Source organism: Micromonospora sp. NPDC048905, from assembly GCF_040649655.1.
Taxonomy (GTDB): Bacteria; Actinomycetota; Actinomycetes; order Mycobacteriales; family Micromonosporaceae; genus Micromonospora.
Window position 1 is genome coordinate 328,967 of sequence record NZ_JBEZFV010000008.1, and the last position, 24,808, is coordinate 353,774.

The 24,808-nt window shown below is 68.7% G+C and carries 25 protein-coding genes, 1 tRNA gene and 1 pseudogene; 13 read left to right on the plus strand and 14 right to left on the minus strand.

The genetic code is table 11. The annotated features are described in order from the left end of the window. Positions 1–9: 9 nt before the first annotated feature. Complete coding sequence (locus AB0C01_RS22785) at positions 10–1,233, minus strand: MFS transporter (RefSeq protein WP_357572064.1); 1,224 nt, start codon at positions 1,231–1,233, stop codon at positions 10–12. 282 nt (positions 1,234–1,515) lie between these two features. Between AB0C01_RS22785 and AB0C01_RS22790 the strand changes: the two genes are divergently transcribed. The 3 genes from AB0C01_RS22790 (at position 1,516) to AB0C01_RS22800 (ending at position 5,057) form a co-directional block, all read left to right on the plus strand. Then, positions 1,516–2,166 (plus strand): CGNR zinc finger domain-containing protein, encoded by a 651-nt coding sequence (locus AB0C01_RS22790; RefSeq protein ID WP_357572065.1) that lies wholly within the window; start codon positions 1,516–1,518, stop codon positions 2,164–2,166. Between the two features lie 356 nt (positions 2,167–2,522). Next, positions 2,523–4,475, plus strand: a complete 1,953-nt coding sequence (locus AB0C01_RS22795) for a serine hydrolase domain-containing protein (protein WP_357572066.1) — start codon at positions 2,523–2,525, stop codon at positions 4,473–4,475. Positions 4,476–4,712: 237 nt separating this feature from the next. Continuing rightward, entirely contained in the window at positions 4,713–5,057 is a 345-nt protein-coding gene (locus AB0C01_RS22800) for a DUF1801 domain-containing protein (protein ID WP_357240996.1), read from the plus strand. Between the two features lie 134 nt (positions 5,058–5,191). On the opposite strand, the gene AB0C01_RS22805 is transcribed toward AB0C01_RS22800, so the two are convergent. Together AB0C01_RS22805 and AB0C01_RS22810 are read right to left on the minus strand one after the other, a co-directional pair. Further along, positions 5,192–6,517, minus strand: a complete 1,326-nt coding sequence (locus tag AB0C01_RS22805; RefSeq protein ID WP_357572067.1) for a sugar efflux transporter — start codon at positions 6,515–6,517, stop codon at positions 5,192–5,194. A gap of 93 nt (positions 6,518–6,610) precedes the next feature. Further along, positions 6,611–6,802 carry a hypothetical protein gene (locus AB0C01_RS22810; protein WP_357572068.1) on the minus strand — a complete coding sequence of 64 codons (192 nt, stop codon included), beginning with the start codon at positions 6,800–6,802 and terminating at the stop codon, positions 6,611–6,613. Between the two features lie 44 nt (positions 6,803–6,846). Between AB0C01_RS22810 and AB0C01_RS22815 the strand changes: the two genes are divergently transcribed. Both AB0C01_RS22815 and AB0C01_RS22820 read left to right on the plus strand, forming a co-directional pair. After that, positions 6,847–7,779 carry a helix-turn-helix transcriptional regulator gene (locus AB0C01_RS22815; RefSeq protein ID WP_357241002.1) on the plus strand — a complete coding sequence of 311 codons (933 nt, stop codon included), beginning with the start codon at positions 6,847–6,849 and terminating at the stop codon, positions 7,777–7,779. Further along, positions 7,776–8,381 carry a short chain dehydrogenase gene (locus AB0C01_RS22820; RefSeq protein ID WP_357241005.1) on the plus strand — a complete coding sequence of 202 codons (606 nt, stop codon included), beginning with the start codon at positions 7,776–7,778 and terminating at the stop codon, positions 8,379–8,381. Before AB0C01_RS22815 ends, AB0C01_RS22820 begins: the two co-directional genes overlap by 4 nt. A gap of 104 nt (positions 8,382–8,485) precedes the next feature. Here the strand turns inward: AB0C01_RS22820 and AB0C01_RS22825 are convergent, their stop codons facing one another. Beyond that, positions 8,486–8,662, minus strand: coding sequence for a hypothetical protein (locus AB0C01_RS22825; RefSeq protein WP_357572069.1), 177 nt, complete (start codon positions 8,660–8,662; stop codon positions 8,486–8,488). A 500-nt stretch (positions 8,663–9,162) separates the two neighbouring features. On the opposite strand from AB0C01_RS22825, the gene AB0C01_RS22830 reads away from it, so the two are divergent. Then, positions 9,163–9,540: an SH3 domain-containing protein gene (locus AB0C01_RS22830; protein ID WP_357572070.1), complete on the plus strand. Its 378-nt coding sequence runs from the start codon at positions 9,163–9,165 to the stop codon at positions 9,538–9,540. A gap of 788 nt (positions 9,541–10,328) precedes the next feature. Here the strand turns inward: AB0C01_RS22830 and AB0C01_RS22835 are convergent. Then, positions 10,329–10,442 (minus strand): annotated as a pseudogene (locus tag AB0C01_RS22835) (hypothetical protein); the annotation flags it as partial. A gap of 361 nt (positions 10,443–10,803) precedes the next feature. On the opposite strand from AB0C01_RS22835, the gene AB0C01_RS22840 reads away from it, so the two are divergent. The 4 genes from AB0C01_RS22840 to AB0C01_RS22855 all read left to right on the plus strand — a co-directional run bounded on the left by AB0C01_RS22840 (position 10,804) and on the right by AB0C01_RS22855 (position 14,073). Beyond that, the gene (locus AB0C01_RS22840; protein ID WP_357241014.1) at positions 10,804–11,148 is read left to right on the plus strand and encodes a helix-turn-helix domain-containing protein; all 345 of its coding nucleotides are present in this window, start codon (positions 10,804–10,806) and stop codon (positions 11,146–11,148) included. A gap of 48 nt (positions 11,149–11,196) precedes the next feature. Further along, a complete protein-coding gene (locus AB0C01_RS22845) occupies positions 11,197–11,841 on the plus strand; it encodes an NAD(P)-binding domain-containing protein (protein ID WP_357572071.1) in 645 nt (214 codons plus the stop codon). Between the two features lie 647 nt (positions 11,842–12,488). Further along, positions 12,489–12,564: transfer RNA gene (locus AB0C01_RS22850), tRNA-Arg, on the plus strand. Between the two features lie 267 nt (positions 12,565–12,831). Then, complete coding sequence (locus tag AB0C01_RS22855) at positions 12,832–14,073, plus strand: MFS transporter (RefSeq protein WP_357572072.1); 1,242 nt, start codon at positions 12,832–12,834, stop codon at positions 14,071–14,073. A gap of 278 nt (positions 14,074–14,351) precedes the next feature. On the opposite strand, the gene AB0C01_RS22860 is transcribed toward AB0C01_RS22855, so the two are convergent. From AB0C01_RS22860 to AB0C01_RS22870, 3 genes are read right to left on the minus strand one after another with little or no spacing between them, the layout of a single operon-like run. Further along, positions 14,352–15,146, minus strand: a complete 795-nt coding sequence (locus AB0C01_RS22860) for an ABC transporter permease (RefSeq protein ID WP_357572073.1) — start codon at positions 15,144–15,146, stop codon at positions 14,352–14,354. Between the two features lie 13 nt (positions 15,147–15,159). Further along, complete coding sequence (locus tag AB0C01_RS22865; protein WP_357572074.1) at positions 15,160–16,677, minus strand: ABC transporter permease subunit; 1,518 nt, start codon at positions 16,675–16,677, stop codon at positions 15,160–15,162. 47 nt (positions 16,678–16,724) lie between these two features. Further along, positions 16,725–17,474, minus strand: coding sequence for an ATP-binding cassette domain-containing protein (locus AB0C01_RS22870; protein WP_357241030.1), 750 nt, complete (start codon positions 17,472–17,474; stop codon positions 16,725–16,727). Positions 17,475–17,591: 117 nt separating this feature from the next. Between AB0C01_RS22870 and AB0C01_RS22875 the strand changes: the two genes are divergently transcribed. Both AB0C01_RS22875 and AB0C01_RS22880 read left to right on the plus strand, forming a co-directional pair. After that, positions 17,592–18,737: a HAMP domain-containing sensor histidine kinase gene (locus AB0C01_RS22875; protein WP_357241033.1), complete on the plus strand. Its 1,146-nt coding sequence runs from the start codon at positions 17,592–17,594 to the stop codon at positions 18,735–18,737. Beyond that, entirely contained in the window at positions 18,734–19,396 is a 663-nt protein-coding gene (locus AB0C01_RS22880) for a response regulator transcription factor (protein ID WP_357241036.1), read from the plus strand. Before AB0C01_RS22875 ends, AB0C01_RS22880 begins: the two co-directional genes overlap by 4 nt. 163 nt (positions 19,397–19,559) lie before the next feature. Here the strand turns inward: AB0C01_RS22880 and AB0C01_RS22885 are convergent, their stop codons facing one another. Then, entirely contained in the window at positions 19,560–20,438 is an 879-nt protein-coding gene (locus tag AB0C01_RS22885; protein WP_357241039.1) for a DUF1963 domain-containing protein, read from the minus strand. Positions 20,439–20,641: 203 nt separating this feature from the next. Continuing rightward, complete coding sequence (locus AB0C01_RS22890; RefSeq protein ID WP_357572075.1) at positions 20,642–21,526, minus strand: NAD(P)-binding domain-containing protein; 885 nt, start codon at positions 21,524–21,526, stop codon at positions 20,642–20,644. A gap of 46 nt (positions 21,527–21,572) precedes the next feature. Between AB0C01_RS22890 and AB0C01_RS22895 the strand changes: the two genes are divergently transcribed. Beyond that, complete coding sequence (locus AB0C01_RS22895) at positions 21,573–21,944, plus strand: helix-turn-helix domain-containing protein (RefSeq protein ID WP_357241045.1); 372 nt, start codon at positions 21,573–21,575, stop codon at positions 21,942–21,944. A 101-nt stretch (positions 21,945–22,045) separates the two neighbouring features. On the opposite strand, the gene AB0C01_RS22900 is transcribed toward AB0C01_RS22895, so the two are convergent. From AB0C01_RS22900 to AB0C01_RS22915, 4 genes are all read right to left on the minus strand, one after another. Then, positions 22,046–22,396: a DoxX family protein gene (locus AB0C01_RS22900; RefSeq protein WP_357241047.1), complete on the minus strand. Its 351-nt coding sequence runs from the start codon at positions 22,394–22,396 to the stop codon at positions 22,046–22,048. 176 nt (positions 22,397–22,572) lie between these two features. Further along, entirely contained in the window at positions 22,573–23,337 is a 765-nt protein-coding gene (locus AB0C01_RS22905) for a hypothetical protein (protein ID WP_357572076.1), read from the minus strand. A 71-nt stretch (positions 23,338–23,408) separates the two neighbouring features. Continuing rightward, on the minus strand, positions 23,409–23,990 hold the full coding sequence (locus AB0C01_RS22910) for an ATP-dependent Clp protease proteolytic subunit (RefSeq protein WP_357242342.1): 582 nt from the start codon (positions 23,988–23,990) through the stop codon (positions 23,409–23,411). Positions 23,991–24,144: 154 nt separating this feature from the next. Beyond that, the gene (locus tag AB0C01_RS22915; RefSeq protein WP_357241053.1) at positions 24,145–24,630 is read right to left on the minus strand and encodes a helix-turn-helix transcriptional regulator; all 486 of its coding nucleotides are present in this window, start codon (positions 24,628–24,630) and stop codon (positions 24,145–24,147) included. Positions 24,631–24,808: the final 178 nt, after the last annotated feature.

Below are 24,808 nucleotides of genomic sequence, written 5' to 3' on the forward strand. Positions count from 1 at the left end.
TGCACGGACTCAAGCAGCAGCTACGGATTGTCCGACCGGTGGTAGGTCGGAAGGGCGACTGCCGGTTTCCCGGTGTCGGCTTCTCCCTCTCCGGGACGTCTCGTGGCAGGCGAGCAGCGCGAACGCCGCGGCCGTCAGCAGGCCACCGAACAACGGGATGACGCGTACCCCGAACGTCGCCAGCAGGCCCGCACCGATGAGCGAGCCGGCGGCGAGGCCGACGTTGAACGCGACACTGAGGCTGGCCGATGCCATGTCGGTGGTCGACGGGGCCACCTGCATGATGCGGTGCTGGATTCCCGCGATCAGCGAGCTGAAGGACATCCCCGCCACGGCGAGCAACGGGATCGTCAGTGCCTTGCTCGCTCCCACCCCGTAGAGGCCGAGCATCGCGGCGGTGATGAGCCCGAGCAGGCCCAGCACGACACCGATCGGGAACCGGTCCAGGACCCGGCCGACCGCCCAGGTGCCGGCGACGCCGAACGAGCCCTGGACGAAGAGCAGCAGGCCGAGGGATGCGGCGGCGAACCCGCTGACGTCGAGGAGGAAGACGGTCATGTAGGTGAACGCGCCCATGGCGCCGGTGACCGCGAGGATGGTGGCGACGAGGAGCACGACGAAGCGGGGCCGATCCGGCATGGGTCCGAAACTGCCCGCACTCTCTTGCGCTGTGTCGCGCGGCAGGAGAAGGACGACCGCGATGCAGGTGACGAAGCCGAGGATGGCCATCGCGAGGAAGGCGGCCCGCCATCCGGCCTGCCCGCCCAACCAGGTGCTCAGCGGTACGCCGAGGACCGGGCCGAGAGCGTTGCCGATCGACAGTCGAGCCACGATGCGGCCGCGGATGTTCGCGGGGAACATCGAGATCGCTACGGGGAACACCACCGCCCAGAAGACCCCGTTGGTGGTGGCGGACACCAGCCGCGCGGCGAGCAGCACCTCGTAGGAGGTCGCGAAGGCCGACACCGTCGTCGCCGCGGCGAACACACCGAGGGAGCCGGCGAGCAGTGGGCGCCGGGGCAGTCGCCGAGTGACCCGGGTCAGCGGGAGCGCCACAATCATGACCACCACGGCGTACCCGGTCACCAGCAGACCGGCCTCGGATCTGGAGCGGCCCAGGTCTGGGGCGATCAGCGTGAGCAACCCGATCGGCAGCACCTCGGTGGTGACGTAACAGAAAGTGGCGGCGGACAGCGCGGCGAGGGCATAGGCCGCGCGTCGTTGGTGCGCCATTGGCTACCTCCCAGATCCTGGACAAGGCGTAGCGGGAAACAGCCAGGCAGGCGGTACGCGGGAAGCCCTCGATCATCTCGATGGCATCACTCATCGCTGCTGCACGGGCGTGATTCCAGCAAAACGGGTTTTGAAGGTAGCATAGACAGTCGGAAATTCCTCGCCGTGGCATGGGCCGACGCCGTTCTCCAGAGTGGTCGCTCACCGAGCTCACCGCGCTCACCCGGCTCTACTCCAATCGGCCGCAACCGCCCCGGAGGGCTTAGGTGGTAGCCTCTCGGCATGCCCCTCGATGTGTGCCAGCTACCGTTGGTTGGTGGGCACCCTGTGCTCGATCTGGTCAACACACGTGAGCGAGGGGGCGCGTCGCCGCACGACTTCCTGTCCGACAGCTCCGCTCTGCTGCGCTGGTCGGTCCGGGTGGGCGTGATCAGCGACGCGGAGGTCGACGAGATTGGCCGTGCGTGGCGCGACGAGCCCGCGGCGGCGCACGCGGGAGTGGTCGCCGTCCGGGACATTCGTGAGGCGCTGCATCTCGTGCTGCTCGCGACGATCACCGACGCGGACGCGGGCACGGCAGGTGACCCGGTCGCGGCCGGAGCCGCGTTGGTCGCACTCCATCAGCGCTGGTCCGGCGCTGCCGCCCGAGCGAGATTCGTGCTCGACTCGTCGCGGGTGCGGCTGACCTACGGCACGGTGCCGGCCATGGTGGTGCCCGACCGGATCGCCGCGGCAGCCCTCGATGTCATGCTGACGGCCGACCTGACCCGGGTACGCCGCTGCCCGGTGCTCGAGGGCGGTTGTGGCTGGCTGTTTCTCGACCGGAGCCGCAGCGGTTCCCGCCGTTGGTGCCGCATGGCCGACTGCGGTAACGCGGTAAAGGCACGACGGCTCACCGAACGTCGCCGTGCCGCCCGGACAGCCGGCCCGTAGGCAGTGACGAAGGGTGGCGGGTCAGCGGCCTGTCGTGCCGGTGGACATCCTGGCTCAGCCGCTCTCGTCGACGAACCTGTAGTAGCTCATCCGGAACCGTTGCAACAGGGCCTGCATGAACTCCGGACCGGCCTCCGGCGGCGGCCGCTCCGCGAAACCGCGCCCTGCCGGATCGCCGCCCGACCTCCACCTCGGCCCGACCGCCTTGTGTGGGGTGGGGTTGGCGGCTGGTCCACATCCCGGGTGGTCCTTGTCCATATCGGACGCTCGGTCGGCGGCTCGGTAGGGATAGCCCTACCCCGTAGACGAGTGCCAGCATGATCGGTATCCGGCCGCCGTTTCGGAAGGCTCGGGGTATGCACCTGACCCGCCCGATGCGCATGCTGGTCGCCGGGGTTAGCGCTGGGGCTTTGGCGCTCGTTCCTCTCTCGGCGGCCTCCGCGGCGCTCGTGACCCGGGATTACCCTGCCGTGGCGCCGGCGGGAGCACCGGCCTCCGAGCTAACCGGTATCGGGCAGCTGGTGGACCAGGTCGTCTCGACCCAGTTGGCACGGGACCGGATCCCTGGCGCTGCGGTCGTCGTCGTAGCCGGCGGAAAGCAGGTCTTCGCCAAGGGATACGGCGTCTCGAACGTCCCCGCCCGAACGCCTGTCGATGCGGCCTCGACCGTGTTCTTCACCGGCTCGGTGGCCAAGATCTTCACGGCGACGGCGGCCGCGCAGCTGATCCACCAGGGCAAACTCGATCCGAGCGCCGACGTGAACACGTACCTCAAGGCCTTCAAGATTCGCGACACCTACCCCGGGCACCCGGTCACGGTGGCGGATCTGCTGACCCACACGGCGGGCTTCGACGACGACCCGCGGGGGGTCGCCGTGGCCGACCCCGCAGCCGTGCCGGCCCTGGGGGAATACCTCGCCGCGCACCAGCCCCACCGGGTCCGCCCGCCGGGAACCCTGGCGCGATACGACAATTACGGCGTCGCACTGGCCGGATATCTGGTGCAGGTCGTCTCCGGCCAGCCGTTCGCACAGTACGTCCAGGACCACGTCTTCGGACCGCTGGGGATGAGCGGCACGACATTCGTTCAGCCGCATCCGGCCGCGATCCAGGCGCACGTGGCGGTCGGCTACCGTCCCGTAGGTCGCGGTCAGGTCCGCGAAAAGGGCCAGTACGGCGCGTGGTCACCGACCGGGGCGGGCACGGTGGCCACCGCGACCGACATGGGCACGTTCATGATCGCCCAGATGGCCGACGACCCACGGCTCGGCGCGGGCGTCGCCCAATCGCTGCGGCAGCAGCACTTCACGATGGACCCGCGTCTGCCGGGGATGGGCTGGATGCTGCAGCAGGCGCCGCGCAACGGACAGCCGCTGCTGTTCAAGAACGGCGACGTCCCGGGCTTCCACGCCAATCTCGCGATGCTGCCCGACCAGAAAATCGGGATCTACGTGGTCTACAACGGCGACGGGACGAACGGCGTCGCGAGCTGGAGCGGCAGGGACCTCATCCACCAGATCGTCGACCGCTACGTCCCGGACACGAGTCCAGCACCGAAGGCGGTCAGCGGGATCGACACGTCCGGTCTGGCGGGAAACTATCGGGTCAACCGCATCAGCCACACCCAGGTGACGAAGGTGGTGGCGCTGCTCTCGACGGTCACCGTCGCCGTGGCCCCCGGCGGCTCGCTGACCACGAGCGGTCTGTCGTTGAATCCGAACGCGGGCGACCAGCACTGGTACCCGATCGGCACGGGACTGTTCCAGGAGCAAGCCGGCCAGGCTCAGATCGCCTTCGACGGCAAGGGCAATTTGTTCATGTCGGACGACCCGACGGTCGCCTTCACGAAACTGGCCTGGTATTCGTCGCCGACCCTGCACCAGATCATGCTGGGGGCCGGCGTGATGGTCCTGCTGGTGGCGTTCCTCTGGCTCCCGATCCTGGCGTTGGTACGACAGCGGAAGGGCAGGCCGGCGCACTCGCGCTGGGCGCAAGCGGCGCGGGTAGCAGCGTGGCTCACCGGCGGACTGACGACGGTATTCATCGGCTGGCTCGCCGTGCTGGCGTCAGACATGAACGCCCTCACCGAATCGGTCGTGCTCGGCTCGGTGGTGCTGACGGTCCTGCTGTCCCTGAACGCAATAGCGGTGGCGACAACGGCGGTGATGATCGCCGGCACGGGAGCGGCGTGGGCCAGGCGATGGTGGACCGTCCAGGGCCGAATGGCGTACACGATCACGACCGTCGCTGCCATCAGCTATCTGATGGTGGCCTTCACCTACAACCTGATCGGAACCCCCATCGGCTGAGGGCGCAGGGCACACGCCGCAGCTCACCCGATCACCGGGCGGCACCGCAAGGTGGCTGAGTCGCTGCCTGGAGAGATTGCCGACGTGGCTCAGCCCGCAACGGGGCAGACGGACCGGGGGGTACCGCGGGAGGATTCGCCCGAGGCGGTTGGCACTGCAGGGTGGGAGCGAGGCGGTCACCGACCCTCGGCTACGGCACGTGTGCAAGACCAGCGAGCACCGATGAGGGAGAAATTAGTGAACGACGAGGTCACCCAGTACATCAACAAGGCGCAGCCGTGGCAGGTCGAGGTCTGCGAGAAGCTTCGCGCGATGATCGACCAGACGGTTCCGGGCGTGGACGAACGACTCCAGTACGGCAAGCCGCACTACCTCAAGAACGGCCACTACGCGGCCGTCATCGCGGTGGCCAAGGCCAAGGTCTCGTTCATGGTCTTCAACGCGACGGACGTACCCGAGGTAAAGGGTTTCCTCCGGGCGATGGGCAAGGGGGAGCGCAAGACCGTCGACATCACCGAAGGGCAGGACGTCGACTTCGGTGCACTCGCCGGCATCCTGGAGAAGACCACTGCTGGCCTGTAGCTGCCGACGTGCCGCGATCGTGCCGGCCGGCGTCCGTCCGGCCGGTCCGGCGTTCCAGCACCCGCCGGTGTACGACGACCTCGTGGTCGTCGCTCAGCAGCGGCACGGGCCGATGCCGTCGGTGGATCCGGTGATCAGGACACGTGCCGTGTGAACTCCTTGGCGCCGGATGAGGCCGTGCCAGACCAATCCTCCGTTGGGGCGTCGCTGTCGGTGCTGTCCGGTCCGGCGCCTCGCTGGTCGATGACGGGAGTTGCAGGGCCGGGCGTCTTGGGCAGGCGAGTTCTGTTCAGGAAATTGGTGAGGAACAGCAGCAGTACTGCGCCGGCATAGAGAAACGCTCCGATGACGAATGACACGCGGTAGCCGGTTTGCTGTGCCGCACCGAGGACGGGGCCGGCGAGGAGGGCACCGATCGGGATGGTGTTGGTGTACAGCGTCGAGGCGCGTCCCCGTTCACGGGGCAGCAGGTCCTGGACATAGGTGATGCCGAGGCCACCGACGGCGGCGACCGTCGCCGCGTTGAGTAGCTGCGCGGCCATGAGTTGCCAGACATCGGTGGCGTAGGCAACCGACACCATGTAGGCGAGGCCACAACCAGTGCCGATGACGAGCAGCCGGTGTATCGGGACGCGGGTGGCGAGATACCCGAAACCGATCATGAGAGGTATCTCCAAACCTGCGCAGAGCCCCAGGAGCAGCCCGGCGCTGCCGATGCCCGCGTCGAGCTCGCGCAGGACGAACAGGGGTAGGGCTTGGACGGCGAGATTGCTGGCGGCGTAGAGAAGCGTGAAGGCGCCCACGCTCATCCAGATAGCGGGGTGCCAGGTAGCGGCTTCCACCGCGTGCGGCAGGTGATCATGTTCGGCTGTTGCCGGTTGTCGCCGCCGCAGGACCGCCAGGACCACGACGGCGACCGTGACGTACATCAGTGCGGAGAAGGCGTAGGTCATCGCGAAGCCGCCGGCGGCCAGCAGCAGCGAGGCAAGAGGTGGACCGGCCACCCAGGAGACGGAGAAGAGCATGCGGAACGTGCTCATCTGCATCGCGACGTTGCTACCGCCGCCCAGTGATTCGCGGGCGTAGGCAAAGATCTGGGGCATCACCGCGTTGGCGACGGCGGTCAGCGTCACGGTGATGAGGAGAAAGAGCCAGTAGTTACGGACGATCGCGGAGAGCCCGCTCGATGCGACACCGGCCAGTGCGGTGATAAGCAAAATGCCACGGCGGTGGGGCAACCGGTCGGAGAGGCGGCCGAACAGGCTGGCGACGATCACGGCACTGATCGGTGCGGCAGCAAGAAACACCGCGATGCGAGCGGTGTCAGCACGCAGCGCTTCGTCGAGAAACAGAGTCAGGTAGGGAGTGGCCATCGCGGCGGACAATCCGACCGCGATGAAGACGATGCCGAGAGCGATGAGATGACGACCACCTCGGCCCTGCTCTGATGCTTCTGACACGAATTCTCCGAGGTTGCGTGGGGCATGGGCGTACTCATCAGGACAACGCGCCTGGACCTGAATGTCACACCCACGTCTGCCGCCGTACTCAGCTCAGCGGTCGATCGAGGCCATGTTGGCCTCGTCGTGGCGGGCGCCGGCGGGCGTGAGCGAGTCGAGGCGCTTGAGTTGGTCGGCGGTGAGTCTGACGGCGTCGGCGGCGGTGTTCTCCGCGGCCGGAACTTCGTCCACGCCCTGCGGCGCCAGCTCATTCTTGATCTTACCCGTGTGCAAAGGGCCGTTCATGGGAGGAGTAGGCAACACGCGGAGGTCCGCGAAGGTGTCCCTGTTTGGGGCAGGCGGAGATCGGCGATCGGCGCGACGATGAGCTGGTGGTCAACAAAGGCACGAACGATCTCGGCGGCTTTCTACGTAGCCGGCGCGAACGCCTGACGCCAGACGCTGCGGGTATCGAGCCCGGCGCCACTCGTCGGCGAGTCCCGGGACTGCGCAGGGAAGAGCTGGCCGAACTCGCCGGGGTAAGTATCGGCTACTACACGCGACTGGAGCAGGGGGTCAGCGGTAGCGCCTCTGCCGCCGTCATCGACGCGCTGGCCGCGGCGTTGCAGCTCTCTCCGGCGGAGCACGAACATCTGCGGATCCTTGCTGCTCCGCGACGACCGACTCGTCCTCGTGCCCGTAGAAGCAAGCTCAGGCCCTCAGTACGTGAACTGCTCGCCGCCCTGCCTGCAACACCGGCGATCGTGATCGATCACCGCGCCGACGTCCTCGCGTGGAACCGCCTCGGACACGCTCTGCTGGCCGGCCATGTCGACGTCGACGCCCCGGACCTGCGGATTCGGCCCAACATCGCCCGAATGCTGTTCCTCGACCCGCACCATCGCGCGTTGTATTGCGACTGGCACGCCAAGGCGCAGGTCACCGTCGCGGCCCTGCATCAGGCGGTTGCGCGGCACCCGGCCGACCCAGTGCTCGAACAGCTCGTCGGCCAACTCGCCGTCGACAGCCCGGAGTTCGCGCGAATGTGGGCGCGGCGCCCCGTCCGAACGTGCTCGTACTACCTACGAGAACTCGACCATCCGATCGTCGGGCGAGTGACTCTGGCTAACGAGACGGTCACCCTCCCTGACGATGACCAGCAGATCGGCCTGTTTTACGCGCGTCCCGGCACATCTGATGCCGACGCGCTCACCTTGCTGGCACAGAGCCTCGTACGACGCGTCGCGCCAGGAACCCTGTCCCGGAAGGAGGAAGCACGATGAGGATCGTCGTCGTCGGCGGCGCCGGCACCATCGGGCGACGTTTGGTGCCCGCGTTGCGATCGCGCGGCCACGACGTTGTCGTGGCCGGACGCACCTCGGGTGACGTCCACGTCGACCTGACCTCGCACTCGACCATCGAGGCCATGTACCGCGAGGTCGGGGCGGTCGACAGCGTCGTGAGCATCGCAGCGCACGGCGCGCTCGACGAGTTCACGACGCTGACATCCGACGCGCTGTTCGAAAACATGCGAGCCAAGTTCTTCGGGCAGGCAGATCTGGTTCTCACCGGCCAGCACCACTGCGCCGACGGTGCCTCGTTCACCCTGACCTCCGGTATCTTCGCCGACCAAGCATGGCCGCACGTCACCGGCGGCGGCGTCATCAGCGGCGCCCTGCACAGCTTCGGCCTGTCGGCCGCGATCGAGCTACCGCGGGGTATGCGGATCAACGTGGTCAGCCCCACGATGATCGGCGACTCCCTCGACGCCTTCGCCGAACACTTCCCCGGCATGCGTCCGGTGCCGATGGACGAACTCGTCGGCCACTACCTGCACTGCGTGGAAGGTGACGACACCGGCCGCATCATCCGGGCGTACGGCTGACCACGCGACTCGCGCTCACACGTCGTCGTCACGATCATCACGGCTGAACGCGCCGGGCTGCCGCCCGTCCGAGTGGCACTGGAGCCGCTGACGATCGGTGTCGATCAGAACAGGGTGTCGCGCCAACGCAGGTCAACGCGGGTCACTCCCTGCCAGAGCACGTAGTGGGCGGGGCATTCGTGGGCCAGGCGGAGAAATCCGCGGCCGGCGGTGACGCGCCGCTGCAACTGGGCGAAATTGGTGCGCCCGCGCTCGAAAACGATCAGCTCACCGTCGAGCACTGCGCCGAGCGGTACCGCTGCCCGGATCGCCCGGGTGATGTCTGATGGCAACGTCGGGTATTAGAACCATTGGAATGCCAACGCCGTGCAGTCGGTAGCGGCGACGGTTCGAGAGGTCGAGGCGGAGGAGTGACAGCCTCTTGTCGGGGTTTCCGCCGTCCGTTCACCGTCTGCGACAGGCAAATCGAAGGTTGATATTGCCCACGACCGTCGCCCCAAGCTCTTGTCTGACGGGCTCCGGGTTTGGTGGACAGCAAACGAGACGAACGGCCACTGCCGGCGGCGACATGCGGACTGATGGCTGCCCGAGGCGTGTTCGGGACTGTTCGGGACAGAGATAGCGGCCTCGTTGTCTTGAGGTCACAATCGAAGCGGGCTAGCTTCGAATCTCATCGATGGGCGGAGGGCGACAGTGGCGCCTGTTGTGCTGCGCGTAGATCGTGAAGGAGGAAGTGTGACTGTTGCCGGACAGATGGGGCGCCTGGTGATGGGAGATTCGAATGTTCACCAAGTTGCGCAAGATCGGAGTGGTGGCGGCTAGCCTGCTGCTTGCCGCCACAGCAATGCTGGCGGGGGTCACAACTCCTGCGTCAGCCGCAGCAGTGTCGGCAGCCTGCCAGTCTCGTACGGGGCCGGACCAGGACTTCAATCCGTACGGATATCACTTCACCGAAAGCGTCCACCTTCGCAGCGGCCCAAGCTGGGAGTGTGGGGTGGTGGGTTTTGCGAGCGTCGGCAATAAGGTCGACTACCATTGCTGGCGCTGGGGCGATGACGATAGCGGCTACTGGACCTACCTGCGTACGCGGAATACCGTGTACGGCTGGGTCTGGGAGGGTTATCTGGAGTATGGCGGAACTACTTTCTCTTGCGCCTAATCCGGTCCACAAAGGGTGCCTAGTGCGTCGTCATGCCGCCTTGAACAGGTAATCCGGGTGGCGGATTCTGAAGTTGGTCGCAAACCCTGACTCGAAAACCAAGGCGTCCCGCTCCGCCAAGCCGCACATCGCGGTCGGTGGAGCGGGGCGCCTTTCGTCGTCCCAGGGTCATCGACGGCGGGCAGCGACTTCCCGCCGGAACGCCTCCAACCGGGGTCGGCTCCAATCGGTCAGCTCGCAGCCGTCGGGGGCGCACTGGTGACAGGCACGGTCGTTGCGGTGCAGGTCCGCGATCATGCTCGCGACAACCAGATCACCGGATGGTGCGTGCGGCTCGGGGCAGCAGCACGGCACCTCCCGGCCATCAACGACATCACCCGAGCGCAATCGTGCCCCAGATCCAGGGGTTGGCCGGATCGGCAACCCGCGCACCAATGCTTCAGGCCGCGCCCGCGAGTCCACGCTCATCGGCTGTGTCCGGATACCGAGCCAGCTCAACCGCAGGCGTAGACCGTCAGAGCCGCTGCGTGGTCAGCGCGCAATCACAGCTGCAATCCGTGAGGTGAGTTCAGCATGTTGATCAGCTTCCGCGGCCCGGCGTACTGCGGACGTCGGCGGCAGTGAACACGGACAGCTCAATTCCCGCACGGGCAAGGCGCCGCCCCGCCGGACGCTCGGTCAGCCGGTCGTGCGCAGTACTGGTGGGAGGGTGTTATCGCGCCCGTGCACTATTCCCCGGGAGACTGGGCATTGTTGAGCCCGTATGCCCCGTTCGAGCAGGCGACGGGGTCGAGTGAGTCCTTCAACGGCGAGAACCACAGGCAGTCGTACACCAGCTCGCCCCAGCGCTGGTCCACGCCCCTCTTGAACCGGGCCAGGTCCCGCTCCACGGTCACTGGTTCCCCAGCCGGGATCCTTCACGTGCATGACGTCGATCTTGATGTGTTGAACCCTGGGACAGGGGCTTTGAGGCAGTCGACGGAGCCGCTGTCGTGCCGGCTGTTGCTGACGTCCTTCCATGGTACTGCCCTCGGCCCGAAGCCGGGTCACTGATGACGGTAATGCCGAGTGACGACGGGTCGCCCGAGCGGACATCGACCAAGGTGCGCTCATCGCGGCTACGGACACCGCCGCCCCGCCTTGGCGGCGAGCGTGGGGAAGCGAAGGATGCGACGGCCGACTGCGCCAAGCGGTTCTGCCATGCTCGAGCAGGCCCTGGGCTGACCGCCGGAGGGCATGACGAGAAGCGAAGGTGGGCGTTGCGTGAGTGACTACGACGTGTTTCTCGCTGACTGCCCTGCCCGTACGACGCTGGAACTGGTGGCTGACACCTGGTCGGTGGTCGTGGTGTTCGGGCTGGGACGTGGTCCGCACCGCTATAGCGATCTTCGCGATCGAATCGGCGGGATCAGCAAGAAGATGCTCACTCAGACACTGCGCAAGTTGGAGCGCAACAACCTCGTGGAGCGACGAGTCTTGGCTACCGCGCCTGCGGGCGTGGAGTACCGATTGACCCACCTCGGGCAGAGCCTGCTCGGGCCGGTGTCGGTCCTCGCTCGGTGGGCCGAGGACCATGCCGACGACCTTGCCGTCGACGACGGCAGCTGACCAGGCGGGGAACCGGATAGTGCCCCACGGCTGCCTAACGTCGCTGTCATGAAGATAGGTGTTCTTGGTGCCGGAGTGATGGCCGATGCGCTCGGCACCCGATGGGCGGCTGCCGGCCACGAGTTGATGATCGCGGGCCGGACGGCGGTCAAGGCCGACGCGTTGGCCCGTAAGTGGGGCGCCCGCGCCGGCAGCTTCGAGGAGGTGGCCGAGTTCGGCGACATCGCGCTGATCGCGGTCCTCTACCAAGGCATGCCGGCAACCTTGGCCGAGATCGGTGACGGGTTGCGCGGCAAACCGATCGTCGACTGCAACAACCCAGTCGAGATCGAACACTTCACACTGGTCACCGAACCCGGCCGGTCGATGGCACAGCAGATCGAGTCGGCCACCGGCGGTCACGTCGTCAAGGCGTTCAACCTCTGCCAGGCGCTCGTGTGGCAGATGGAACCGCCGGTATTCGACAATCGCCGTCTCGTGGTCCCCTACTGCGGTGAACATTCCGCCGCACTGGACATGACCCGGCAGCTCATCACCGACCTTGGCGGCGAACCACTGCCGATCGGCGACCTCCGACACGCGCACCACCTCGAGGCCATGGCAGCAATCGTGATCTCGCTGCTGTTCGGCGGGCGTGATCCGTACACGGTCTTCAACCTCGTGGATCGGGCCACCCACAGCATCGATGCGTAGCTGAATCGCCGGCACATCGTTGGCCACAGCCGCAGAGCTATCGGGCAGCCCGTCGAGATGTGTCTACTCGGACGCGCAGTCGTCAAGTATGAGCGGGCGTTGCGGGCCGAAGGACGACCCGTGCTTAGTACTCCAGCCGCATTTGGTGGAGTCGGCATCTTCGCTGGTAGTGGGCTGTTTTGGTGCGGTGCTGGCGTCGGCGTCGCCATCGTGACCATCGATGGATGTGGCCGAGGGTCGTGGCGAGGAAGTCGCTGACCACCGGTGAGGTGCGGAATGCCGCCACCGCGAGGCACACCTGGTCGGGCGCCAGGTCCGTGACGGACACATAGCTGACTTCCGGGTGGGAGTAGAACACGGCTGTCGAGTCGATGGCCGGCGGGCAGCACCGCCACCCGTGGCTCGGTGTACAGCGGGGCGACGCGCAGGCCGGTCTCGTCGATGGGCAGCCGCACATAGCCGAAGGTCACCCCGGGTCAATCCGTGCCACTCCAGGTCGGCCCTAGTTAATGATCATGGTCGCCGACCGGCCCGGTGTGGTCGCCGTGTAGTCGTCGGTCGGGCGGTTCGCCGGGTCAACGCAGGTCAACGCGGGTCACTCCCTGCCAACGCGGGTCGACCCGCAGGTCGTTACACTGAGCACTCGCGCCCCCGTAGCTCAGGGGATAGAGCATCGGTTTCCTAAACCGTGTGTCGCAGGTTCGAATCCTGCCGGGGGCACCAGGCAAAACGTAGATCACCTCCCTGATCTGGCACCGGGCGTGGCCTCACCACTTCCGCAAGAAGCCGACATCCTTAGCACTTCTCTGCGAGTCTCCGTGGGGCTGCTAGGTGCTCAGGTGTGCCGAGCCCGCCGGCAAAGTCAGCGGGCGACGACTGAGTCAGCCTGATCCACCGAGCCCTCGCAAGCCGTCAACCGCCTCGCCGTGAGCGCTGAGAATCATCGAACCCTGATGATCACGATCCCGCCGGGAGCACTACGGTAAGGAGATGTCTGCGGATAGACCCCTTACCTTATGGGCGGGACGCGTAGCCGCGCTGCTGGGCATCGTGCTTGTCGCGCTCACCCTGCGCCAGACGGTTGCGGTGATGTCGCCGATCCTCGGTGACATCCGTGCGGACATCCCGATCTCGAACATCGGCGTCGGGCTGCTCGGCACGTTGCCACCGATCCTGCTGGCGGTATCGGGGTTCGTCGCGCCGCGCGTCGCCCGCGGCATCGGCCTCGACGGCGGCATCGTGCTGGCGCTGCTGCTCATGACCCTCGGCCATCTCGTGCGCGCAGCCGCCCCGGGCTACGCGGTGCTGCTCGTCGGCAGCGTCGTCGCGCTCGCCGGCACGGGCATCGGCAATGTGCTGCTGCCGCCGATCGTGCGGCGCTACTTCCCCGACCGGATAGCGTTGCTGACCGCCATCTACGTCTGCATCCTGGGAGTGAGCACGGCCTTGCCCGCGGCGGTCGCCTCCCCGGTCGCCGAGCAGGTCGGATGGCGGTTCTCGCTCGGCATGTGGGCGGCGACCTCGGTGGTGGCGCTCGTTCCGTGGCTCGTCATCAGCACGCGGGAGCGCCGCCGACGACTCTCGGACAACGACGCCGTCGAGTCCCCGCCCACCACCCTCGTCACGCGACTGTGGCGGTCACGCGTGGCCCTGTCGATCACCGTCGTTTTCTCGACCAGCACGATCCTTACCTACGCGTGTTTCGCCTGGCTGCCCGAGATCCTCGGCGACATCGCTGGCTCGACGCCGACCGAAGCCGGTGTGCTGCTCGCCGTCACCGGCATCATCAGCGCCCCCATCGCGCTCATCGCACCCCTGCTCGTCGCGCGGCTGCGCTCTGTCAGCTGGCTGATCGCCGCCGGTACCGCCAGCTTCGTGCTCGGCTACCTTGGCCTGCTGCTCGCGCCCGCGACACTCACACTGCTCTGGGTGCTGCTCATCGGCTCGGGCTCGATCCTGTTCCCGGTCAGCCTCGTACTCGTCAACGTACGCACCCGAACCCAGGGCGGCACCGTCGCGCTGAGCGGCTTCGCGCAGGGGATCGCGTACGCGCTGGGCGCGCTCGGTCCTCTGCTCGTCGGGCTGCTGCACGACGTGAACGGCGGATGGACCCTGCCGCTGCTGTTTCTGCTCGCCGTCGCCCTCGTGGCGGTCATCCCGGCGTTCACGCTGGCCAAGCCCGCGTTCGTCGAGGACGAACTCGCCCGCTCCTGCTCCAGCCAAGGATCGTGACCACGGATTCGGTGAGCTCTTCTAAGGGCGCAGAATCAAAGGAAGTGGACGGTCGGCGCTAAACACTCGCCAGGCTTCTCGCGGGCCGACACCGATGTCGCGGATCTGCCTGCCGCCGACCGTCGGCCCTCTGGAGTGCCCGTGGATGCTCTGCGGACCACCCCGGGGCATTCAATCGGACATATCATTGTGCTTTGACTCCAATTGAGTCCAATAAGTCCTTGATCGCCGAGAGGAGTTCTTGCTCGGTGGGGCCTACGGTCGCGGGGAGGGGCGGGTCAGGGGTCGCGGTGGTGGAGGAGGAGGGCGCCGAGGAGTAGGGACGCGGCGGACCAGGCGGCCAGGACGGCGAGGCCCGCCCAGGGGCCGATCGGGAGGTTGTCCAGGTCGGTGGTGGCCTGGATGGCGAGGCCCGACGTCATCGGCGCGAACCGGCGCAGCGTCCGTTGCAGCTCCGGGTCGTTGATCACCGCCGCGACGAGCGGCACGGTGTAGAGCAGGGCGAACATCGCCCCCGCCGAGGCCGCCGAGTCTCGGATCGCGGCGGCGACGCCGAGCGCGAGCAGCCCGATCAGCACCAGATAGAGCACCGACCCGACGGCCGCCCGCAGCGTGGGACCGTCGGCCAGCGACGGCGCGGCGATGCCGTTGCCGGGCAGGATCGCCCGGCCGGCGGCCACGCAGCCGAGCACGGCGACGGTCCCGGCGGCCAGGGTCAGGCCGCCGATCAGGACCGCCTTCGCGGCCAGCACCGCTATCCGGCGGGGCGCGGCGGTGAACGTCGTGCGGAGCAGGCCCGTGCCCTGCTCGCCGCCGATCGCCAGCACGGCCAGCATCACGACGACAGCCTGGCCCAACTGCACCCCGGCCAGGCTCAGCGCCGCCGGATCGACACCGCATCCACCCACCTTGCAGCTCGCCGCGGCGACCGCGAACAGGCTCACCAGCACCGTCGCCACCACGAGGCACGGCAGCAGCCAGCAGGCGGCCGGCTCGGTCCGCAGCTTCGTCCACTCGGCGTGCAGCGCCCGGCTCACGCCGTGCCCCAGGTGCGTTCGCTGTGGGGCTCGCAAGCTCGCTCCTCGCTCACGCGTCGCTCCGGCGCAGCCGTGCGGCCGCCAGGCCGAGGGCCAGCGCGGCGTACCCGGCCATGACGGCGAGGCCGCCCCATGCCGGCAGCGGGTAGTAGCCGGACCCGGGTGTGTAGTTGGCCACCACGTGCGCATACTCGGGCGTGACCTGCTGGATCGCGAAGGCCGCGGCGGGGGTCAGCCGCAGCAGCCATTCCGACGCCGCGGTCGGCAGGCCGCCGATGATCACCGCCAGGTACGGCAACACCACCACCGCCACGGCGATGCCGACCGCCGCCAACCCGCGCCGGAGCAACGCGCCGAGCCCCAGGGTGAGCAGCGCCGTGCCGGCAACCAGCAGACCGGCCTCGACGGCCACCCGCGCGATGGTCGGCGGCGGCAACCCCGGCTGCCGGAAGCCGTTATCCCGCAGCAGGTCCCAGGCGAGCGGGATGACCAGCGCGGCCGCGGCCGTCCCGGCGACGAAGGTGACGGTGCCGAGCACGACGGCCTTCGCCGCCAGGACGCGACCCCGCCGTGGGCTCGCCAGCAGCGTCATCCCGATCAGGCCCCGCCGGAGTTCGGTCGAGACGTTGAGGGCGGCCACCACGATCACCACGATCAGGCCGATGACCAGTCCGATCAGTACAAGCGGGACAGCGGGCCCGGCTTCGCCGGTGAGTGGTGCCATGTCGCCGTTGCCGGAAAGGGTCATGACGCCGCCCGCCTCCTCGACGCTGCCCGGGTGGTGCGGGACGCCGTCCAGGTTCGGTTTGGCCCCGACGTCGTCGCGGAGCCAGTCGCCGCCGGGCGCGGTGCCGGTCAGCCCGACGTTGTCGAAGGTGGCGGTCGCCTTGGCCAGCCGGGCCTGGGCGGTCCCGCCTCCGACACCACCATCCACGGTGAGGTCACTGGGTGAGGTGACGAAGAGGCCGATCTGGACGGTGCCTGCCAGCGTCGCGGTGCCGACTCTGGTCCAGGATGCGCCGTCGGTCGACTCCTCTCCGGTGAGCGTGTCACCCGCGCGGGTCAGCCGCAGCCAGCGCGGGGCGTCGGCGGATACGGCGCCTGGTCTGCCCGCGGTGTCGTGGATGAAGTTGTGCTGCATCCGCACGCCGTGCTTGGCCGTGACCATGACGGCCACATAGCGGGATCCCTCGGCGGTGCCGTCCTTGGCGATGACGCCGGCCTTCGCCCACTCCACCAGGCCGGGGACGATCTCGTTGTGATTCGGCGGCGGGTAGGTGATCAGGCCGGTCATCGACGTCACCCGTACCGTGATGGCGCCGTCCCCGGCCAGCGGCTGGTGCACGAAGTAGAACTTGTCCCGCACCGCCTCGCCGTCCGGGCCGACCGGGGGCGTCGGGCACTCGACCTCGACGGTCCCCAGAGAGCAGGACGACAGGCTGTTCGACGCGACGTACAGCCCCAGCAGCACGGTCACCACGGCCGCGGCCACGATGCCGAGCACCCAGCCGCGGACCGTCCGGAACTTGGTCCATTCGGCCCGCACGAGTCGTCCGAAGTCGCTCATGCCGCCACCGCCGCTACGCTCCGACGCTGATTCGCCCGCACGCTCGCTCATCGGGTCACCTCCCCGCGGAACTCAACCGCGTCGCGGGTCAGCGCGAAGTAGGCGTCCTCCAGCGAGCCCGCGCCTCCCCCCGGTGTCGCCGCCAGCAGTTCGGACACGGTGGTGTCGGCGAGGACCCGGCCCCGGCCGGCGATCACCACGTGCGCGGCGATGTGTTGGAGCTCGCTCATCAGGTGGCTGGAGACCAGCACGGCCCGCCCCTGGGCGGCGAGGGTCCCCAGTAGCCCGCGCATCCACACGATGCCCTCCGGGTCGAGGCCGTTGAACGGCTCGTCCAGCATCAGCACCGGCGGGTCGCCGAGCAGCGCGGCGGCGATCCCGAGCCGCTGCCGCATGCCCAGGGAGAAGCCGCCGGCTTTGCGGCGGCGGACCTCGCCCAGCCCGGCCTGCTCCAGCACCTCGTCGACCCGCCGGGCAGCGAAGCCCTGCGAATGGGCCAGCCAGAGCAGGTGGTTGCGGGCGGAGCGGCTCGGCTGTAGCGCCCCGGCGTCGAGCAGCGCCCCCACGTGGGTCAGTGGCCGGCGCAGCGTCCGGTAGGGCACGCCGCCGACGAGCGCGGTGCCGGCGTTCGGGGCCGCGAGACCGAGGACCACCCGCATGGTGGTGGACTTGCCGGCGCCGTTCGGGCCGACGAAGCCGGTGACGTGCCCCGGCCGTACCGTGAAGGACATGCCGTCCAGGGCGACGGTGCGCCCGTACCGTTTGTGGAGGTCTGAGACCTCGATGGTGGATTCCATGGGCTCGGTTCTACGGCGCGCGCCATAACAGCGGTCGAACGCGCACCGTTATGCCGTTGTTAGGTCCGGACCGGAATGCTGGTCACGTGCCGGTCGGCGGCGCGGCAGGGGGAACGGATGCGGACGGCTCGGCTGCGGTTCACGATCATCTACGTGGCGCTGTTCATGCTCTCCGGCGTCGCGCTGCTCGGCCTCACCAGCTTCCTCACGATCGCCCGCACTACCTCCCCGGTCGTGCCCGCGCAGCAACAACGGCCGGACGCCTCCGCCGCGCGGATCGCCGAACTGGAGGCCCGACTGGAGGCCGTGCACCGGGATCAGGCCCGGCAACTGCTGGGAGGCTCGGCGATCGCGCTGGCCGTGATGGGGGTGGCCTCGGTGCTGCTGGGCCGGTCCGTCGCCGGGCGGGTACTGCGCCCGCTGCGCACGATCACCGCGGCCACCCGCCGGATCACCGCCGACAACCTGCACGAGCGGCTGGCCACCCCCGGTCCCGACGACGAGGTCAAGGCGCTCGCCGACACCATCGACGAGTTGCTCGAACGCCTGGAGCAGGCGTTCGCGGCGCAGCGCCGGTTCGTCGCCAACGCCTCCCACGAGCTGCGCACACCGCTGGCCACGATGCGTGCGTCGCTGGACGTCGCGGTCGCGAAGCCCGGGCCGGTGCCGCCGCAGACGGTCGCGCTCGCCGGCCGGCTGCGTACCGAGCTGGACCGGGTCGACGGGCTGCTCGACGGCTTCCTCACCCTGGCCCGCATCCAGCACGGCGCGCTCGCCGACCGCGAACCGGTCTCCGTAGGCGCGCTGGTCACGGAGGTGGTGTCCGCCCGCGCCGCCGACATCGAGGCCAAGCGGCTGACGGTCCGCGCCGAAATGCGGCCGGACGCCTGGACCCGCGGCAACGCGGTGCTGCTCGCCCAGATGACCGGCAATGTGATCGACAATGCGATCACCCACAACGTGCCGGACGGCTGGGTCCGGGTGGTCGCCGCGCCCGAGGCCGGCACGGCACTGCTGGCCGTCGAGACCGGCGGCCCGCCCCTCGACCCGGATCAGGTCGCCCGGCTCGGCCAGCCGTTCCAGCGGCTCGGCCTGGAGCGGACCGCCGGCGGCGGCACCGGGCTGGGCCTGTCGATCGTGGCGGCCGTCGCGGCGGCGCACGGCGGCACGCTGGTGCTGCGTGCCCGGCCCGAGGGCGGCCTGCACGTGGCGATCCGGCTCCCGCTGATACCGCCGGCGTCCGGGGAGGACGAGGCCGCGTGAGGGTGCTGGTGGTCGAGGACGCGCGGGCGCTCGCCGAGGTGATCGCCGAGGGCCTGCGTGACCAGGGGATGGCCGTTGACGTCGCGGTGGATGGCCTGGCGGCCGCCGAGAAGCTGGACCTCGCGCCGTACGAGGTGGTGGTGCTTGACCGCGACCTGCCGGGCCTGCACGGCGACACCCTCTGCCAGATGATCACCGAACGGGGCGACCGCCCGATGGTCCTGATGCTGACCGCGGCTGGCGCGCCCGGCGACCGGGTCACCGGCCTGACGCTCGGCGCCGACGACTACCTGGCCAAGCCGTTCCACTTCCCCGAGCTGGTGCTGCGGATCCGCGCCCTGGCCCGCCGCCGCCCGTCGGCGCAGCCGAGGACGCTGCGCGCGGCTGGCCTGGAGCTCGACCCGGCCCGGCGCACCGCCACCCGCGACGGCCGCCGGCTGGACCTGTCGGTCAAAGAGTTCGCCCTGCTGGAGGCGCTGCTGCGGGCGGCGCCTACGTTCCTGAGCGCCGAATCGCTGCTGGACCAGGTCTGGGACGAGAACACCGACCCATTCACCAACACCGTCACGGTCACGATCGGCCGCCTGCGCCGCAAACTCGGCGAACCGCAGATCATCACCACCAGGGCCGGCGTCGGCTACCGCATCGCCGACCAGTAGGCCGGGGTGGCCGCCGGGTTCGCATCCGCCCACAGATTCCGGACGTGCTGGAAGGCTTCACGTCGACCCCTCCGACCGCGACCGCTACCTCGCCGGGGGTTGTGGACGTGGCCCGCCTTGCGCCGGGCTGCCTGGACTTCGTGCAGGCGCCAGACCCGCTCTTCTATGGGACCAACTCAGCCACGGAAAGTGCCTCGTCCAGCCGACCAGCGGCCAGGTCGTCGTGACGGATCACGAAACTCCCGTCACTCCGGTAATAGGACTCGTTGTCTACGGGGAAGCGGGCGAGCGACACCCACTCACTCGTTAGCCGGTGCGTCTCCTTCTCCACATGGGAATACCATTTCGCGACCGGGATGACGATCTCGCCGATCTTCTCGCGCCACGCGAGGGTCTGCTCCGCGATGCTCTTGATTACCTCCTCGTCGGCGTACCCACCGATATAGGCGCTGGCGTACCCGTTGTCAGGCGGCCAGAGATCGTTGGCCAGGGTGCGAAGTTCGTCAAGGTGCGGCAGGTCCCGCTCGAGGTCACGGGCCAACTGCTGCTGGAAGGGCGACAGGTCGTCCTCGTCCTCGTCCTCGTCTGCCTCGAACCAATCGGGGAACTCCGCGCGCAGCGTGGCGCCGACGTCGTACTGCTTGTCGACGAGCGCGTGGCCGGCGGACCCTGCCGCCACCTCGGTATCGGCGTCGGCCGGCACATACACGACTCGCCCGTACCTCCGCTCCCCGGTGGCAGCGGCCTGCTCGTGGTTCAGGAAGAACAGCAGCGAGCCGTCTGCCGGCAGGCCGAAGCCGTCGACTCTTGGCAGTGCCGCACAGTCGACCGAGAAGATGAACGGCAACGGATCGACCCCGTCGGACGGCCAGTCCATGTCCACCGGCAGCCGGGGCAACCCGCCGAACTGCCCGACCGGAACACCGCCGGATCCTCCGCTCAACCGGATCGACAAACGGAGGTGCTGATTGAACCGGCTGACCTCGTCGTCCGGGACGCCCAACGCGAGCGCTGCACGACAAAACTGCCCCTGATGATCCACAGCGCAACATGATGCCACGAAGACAACGACCAGGAGGCGAGCCCTCAGCGACCGGGTGCCCATGGCCCGCACGCCCTGTCGTCGGCATCGCTGCCGCCGTGCTCGGGCGCGCGCAGATCGGCAGACGAGGAAGCCGAGCAGCCAACCGGCGGGATGCTCTGGCTGACTGGGATGCGGCTCTGTCGCGGACCGGCGTCCGACCCTCAGCGCCGTCCCAGCATCTCGGTGACCCGGATGAACCCGTCGGTGCCGTGGCCCAGTCCGATCACGCGGCGGGCCATGCCCTCGACGGCGCGCATGACGCCCGCGTCGATGCCGTGTGCCTCCGAGGTGTGGACGATGTGGGCCATGGAGGATGCCGCCGAGGTGATGGGGTTGTCCTCGCCGGAGAAGCGGCCGCTGTCCACCTCCTCCGCGGTCTGCTCGAAGATCGGCGGGAGGATCGCACCGATGCCCTTGGCGAACGGGGCCAGGTCCCGTGCGGTGACACCTTCCGCCCGCGCCACCGCCAACGCGTGCGCGTAGCCCGCCATCGCGGTCCAGAAGATGTCGAGCAACGCGATGTCGTACGCCGCTGCCCGGCCGATCTCGTCGCCGAGGTGGGTGTGGGTCCCGCCCAGCGCGTTCAGCGCCGGCCGGTGCTCCTGGTAGAGGTCGGTCGGTCCGCTGTGGATGAACACCCCGTCCGGCGTCCCGATGGTGGGGATCGGCGTCATGATCGCCCCGTCCAGGTACCCGATGCCGTGCCGTGCCGCCCATCGCGCGGAGTCCCGGGCCCGGTCCGGAGTATCCGCGGTCAGGTTCACCACCGTGCGCCCCCGGAGCGCATCGGTGACCGCGTCGGGTCTCAGGATGGCGTCCGACGCGTCGTAGTTCACCACGCAGACCACGGTCAGCCCACTCGCGGCGACCGCCTCCTCGGCCGACCGGGCGGCGGTGGCGCCCCGCCCGACCAACTCTCGTCCCCGGCCCGGGGTCCGGTTCCAGACCGTGGTCCGCAGGTCGGCGTCCAGGAATGCGTCGGCCAGGGCTCGTCCCATCGGCCCCAGGCCCAGCACCGTGACAGACTTTTCGGAGTACGAGGACACGATTCAACTCCCGGAAAGCATAGTAAAAGCAGCGAATAGGACGGATATGACGCGCAGTCGTGCACAGGACCTGAATGTCTGCGGGGTGACCGCCGCGATCGCCGTGATCGACGGCAAGTGGAAGACGGCTCTGCTCTGGTTGCTGGAATCCGGTCCGCACCGGCCCGGCGAGCTGCGCCGTCAACTGCCGGGCCTGACCGAGAAGGTGCTGACTCAGGCGCTCCGTGAGATGGAGACCGACGGACTGGTGCACCGGGAGGTGCACGAGGTGCTGCCGTTGAAGACCGTCTACTCGCTGACGGCGTTCGGCCGGGACCTCTCCGAGGCGCTGGCCCCCGTTTCCGACTGGGGCCACCGTCGCCTGGAGAAGCTCATCGAGGCCGGGGGGCCTCCTGAACCATCGGCCACCTCCCCGTAATCCGGCCCTCGCGACTGCCCACCACCAGACTCATGCCGCGCCCACGCGCCGGCAAGTACCCACAAATAAGTGGCTACCGCAGGCGGCGCGGAGCCCTCGGATCACCAGTGGTAGGCCACATTCACCGCCAGCGTGGCCACCGTGGTGGTGAAGAAGACGGCCGGCCCCGCCAGTTGGCGGGAGCCCACCCGCAGGTGCGCGATGAGCGCGCCGACGAAGTACAGCACGAGGCCGGCGGCGGCGAGGGTGCCCAGCAGCGGTACGGCGAATCCGACAAGCAGGCCCAGGGATCCCGCCGCCAGCGTCAGGCCCAACCGGGGCAACCACGAGTGTGGGACGCGCTTCATGTCGGCCTGGGCCTTCGGATAGTCGTGGCCGATCAGGTAGGTGACGGCAGCGATGCCGGTGAAGACCGAGGCAAGAATCGTGAGCGTGACGTACGCGGCGAACATGTGCCCTCCCTGTGGTTGTCTGCCTCAAGGACGGATCGGTGCCGCGGATTGTTACCTGCGGTGCTGTGACCTGAGGCACAGCGCGTGCCACATCGGGTCGTGTCGGGCGTCCGACGCAGCGTGGGCTGCGGGAGACCCGCAGCCCACGCTTGTGACGCCGACGATGTGCCGGTCGGTCAGAGGAACGCGTACATCTCGTCGGCGGCCGCCTCGGTCTCGCCGGCGGGTGGGGCTTCCACAGTGACCGGCTTGCCGAATTCGCTCATCCGCATCTCGGTGACGAGGTCACCAAGCGACTTCGTGGCGATGGTGTAGGAGAGCGTGGTGAGGCGTCCGTCGGCGTCGAGGGTCGCCTCGAACGGAATCGCCTTCGGGTCCTTCGCCAACTTGGCGGTCGACTCGAGGCCCTCCCGCATTCCGGCCTCGGTGCTGGCGACCTCGGCCGCCTTGTTGAGATCGGCGACGCCGGTGTAACGGCCCTCGCCCACCTCCTGGGCGGAGACGGTGCCGCCGATGAGGCCGGTCTGCGACTTGACGTCGAACGACTGGCGCAGCGTGCTCGTCGGCTTGAGCTTGCCGAGGTCGATCTTCATCCAGGGCTTCTCGCCCTCCATCGACTCGGACTTGATGTAGGCGGTGTTGTCGAGCATCCGGACCTCGATCGGTTCCGGGGCCTTGCCGCTGATCTGGATCGCCTTGGCGACGGGATCCATCTTTCCGCCGAGGGTCATCGACTGGCTGCCGGCCTTGATCGAGGCTTGCATGCTGAGCGTGCCGGAGAGGCTGCGGTCCATGCCCTGCTTGACGGCCGCGACAGGTTCGAGTTTGGACGGTGCCGAGGCCGTGGCGTCGGGCTTCGCGGAGTCGTCGGACTTGGTGCCGCAGCCGCCGACGAGGGCGACGGCGAGGACTATCGACAGGGTGGGAATCAGTCGGCGCATAGACGTGACCCTAATAAACGGCCGCCACCGGATTTTCGCCAGTGGTGGCAGCGTCGACAGGCCGGGACGGATCAGGCAATCGTGGGCAGTTGCTCGGCCCGGGTGATCACCTGGTCGATGAGGCCGTAATCCCGGGCCTGCTCGGCGGTGAACCAACGGTCCCGGTCCCAGTCCTGCTGGATCTCGGCGAGGGTTCGTCCAGTGTGCTGGGCAATCAGCTCCTGCATCGTCCGCTTCACGTGCAGCATGTTCTCGGCCTGAATGGTGATGTCCGAGGCGGTGCCGCCCATTCCACCGGACGGCTGGTGCATCATGATCCGCGAGTGCGGCAGCGCGTACCGCTTGCCGGCCGCGCCCGCACAGAGCAGGAACTGCCCCATCGAACCGGCGAACCCGAGCGCCAGCGTGGCAACGTCGTTGCGGACGTAGCGCATCGTGTCGTAGACCGCCATCCCCGCACTCACCGACCCGCCCGGCGAGTTGATGTAGAGGAAGATGTCCCGCTCGGCGTCCTCGGCGGAGAGCAGCAGGATCTGCGCGCAGATCTGGTTGGCCGACTCCTCGGTCACCTCGGTGCCGAGAAAGACGATCCGTTCCCGCAGCAATCGCTCGAACACCTGGTCGCCGAAGGACGGCTGTGCGCCGTCCAGCATCCGTACCCCGGAGGAGATCACGCCGCCGCCTTCCACCACGCCGGCGAGCGGTGGGACCGCCCGGTGGACCGGCCCCTCCAGCGTGCGGGCGACGGTGGTCGCTGGCCCAGTGATTCTGCCGCCGGCAGATCCGCCGACGGCAGAACCGGGCGGCCTACGCGGCGGTCAGCCGCCGCGCGCCCGCCCGAGCCCACGCACAACCCCGCAGAGCGGCGGTACGCGGACCGGAGCGCGAGCCACCAGCGGACGCCGTCGCCCCGACGCAGAGGGTCGGGCCGCTCGCCCCGGGTGCCCGGTGGGGGATCGGCCTGCTCGTCCGCAGGGCGTGCTGGCGCGCGTCGTGTCGGACGACCTCGGCCCGTTCGATCCGGTTGAGCTGTGCCCGTGGTGCGGCCGGGATGCGAGGCTCGACGCGCCGCAGGTCGTCGCGGGCCTCCTCCAGCAGGTCGGACAGGCGGATGCCGAGCGCTCGGCAGATCGCCGCGAGCACCTCCGACGAGGCTTCCTTGCGGCCCCGCTCCACCTCGGACAGGTAGGGCACGGAGACTCCGGCGGTGGCGGCCACCTCGCGCAGCGTGCGGCCCTGGCTCTGACGCAGTCGGCGCAGCACTCCGCCGATGACTCGTCGCAGCAACGACATGCCGGCCTCACTTTCGCGGTCGTCGTCGGGAACACCCTCATCATGCCCTTCCCGGGCCATCCGGACCGTCCCATCCTTTCTCGGTCGCGTCGTCCGCGGCTGGTCGTCGCGAGGGTCGCGACCGCCTCCGTCTGCCGGCCCGCACCGGTTCGTCGTTGTCGTCCGACAGCCGGTGCGG

Bases quoted from the DNA above. Each gene is read 5' to 3' on its own strand.
- AB0C01_RS22785 (WP_357572064.1), bottom strand. From the start codon at position 1,233: ATGGCGCACCAACGACGCGCGGCCTATGCCCTCGCCGCGCTGTCCGCC.
- AB0C01_RS22915 (WP_357241053.1), bottom strand. From the start codon at position 24,630: ATGTCGTTGCTGCGACGAGTCATCGGCGGAGTGCTGCGCCGACTGCGT.
- AB0C01_RS22855 (WP_357572072.1), top strand. From the start codon at position 12,832: ATGTCTGCGGATAGACCCCTTACCTTATGGGCGGGACGCGTAGCCGCG.
- AB0C01_RS22895 (WP_357241045.1), top strand. From the start codon at position 21,573: ATGACGCGCAGTCGTGCACAGGACCTGAATGTCTGCGGGGTGACCGCC.
- AB0C01_RS22790 (WP_357572065.1), top strand. From the start codon at position 1,516: ATGCCCCTCGATGTGTGCCAGCTACCGTTGGTTGGTGGGCACCCTGTG.
- AB0C01_RS22865 (WP_357572074.1), bottom strand. From the start codon at position 16,677: ATGAGCGACTTCGGACGACTCGTGCGGGCCGAATGGACCAAGTTCCGG.
- AB0C01_RS22875 (WP_357241033.1), top strand. From the start codon at position 17,592: ATGCGGACGGCTCGGCTGCGGTTCACGATCATCTACGTGGCGCTGTTC.
- AB0C01_RS22820 (WP_357241005.1), top strand. From the start codon at position 7,776: ATGAGGATCGTCGTCGTCGGCGGCGCCGGCACCATCGGGCGACGTTTG.
- AB0C01_RS22870 (WP_357241030.1), bottom strand. From the start codon at position 17,474: ATGGAATCCACCATCGAGGTCTCAGACCTCCACAAACGGTACGGGCGC.
- AB0C01_RS22910 (WP_357242342.1), bottom strand. From the start codon at position 23,990: ATGCTGGACGGCGCACAGCCGTCCTTCGGCGACCAGGTGTTCGAGCGA.
- AB0C01_RS22795 (WP_357572066.1), top strand. From the start codon at position 2,523: ATGCACCTGACCCGCCCGATGCGCATGCTGGTCGCCGGGGTTAGCGCT.
- AB0C01_RS22845 (WP_357572071.1), top strand. From the start codon at position 11,197: ATGAAGATAGGTGTTCTTGGTGCCGGAGTGATGGCCGATGCGCTCGGC.
- AB0C01_RS22905 (WP_357572076.1), bottom strand. From the start codon at position 23,337: ATGCGCCGACTGATTCCCACCCTGTCGATAGTCCTCGCCGTCGCCCTC.
- AB0C01_RS22900 (WP_357241047.1), bottom strand. From the start codon at position 22,396: ATGTTCGCCGCGTACGTCACGCTCACGATTCTTGCCTCGGTCTTCACC.
- AB0C01_RS22810 (WP_357572068.1), bottom strand. From the start codon at position 6,802: ATGAACGGCCCTTTGCACACGGGTAAGATCAAGAATGAGCTGGCGCCG.
- AB0C01_RS22830 (WP_357572070.1), top strand. From the start codon at position 9,163: ATGTTCACCAAGTTGCGCAAGATCGGAGTGGTGGCGGCTAGCCTGCTG.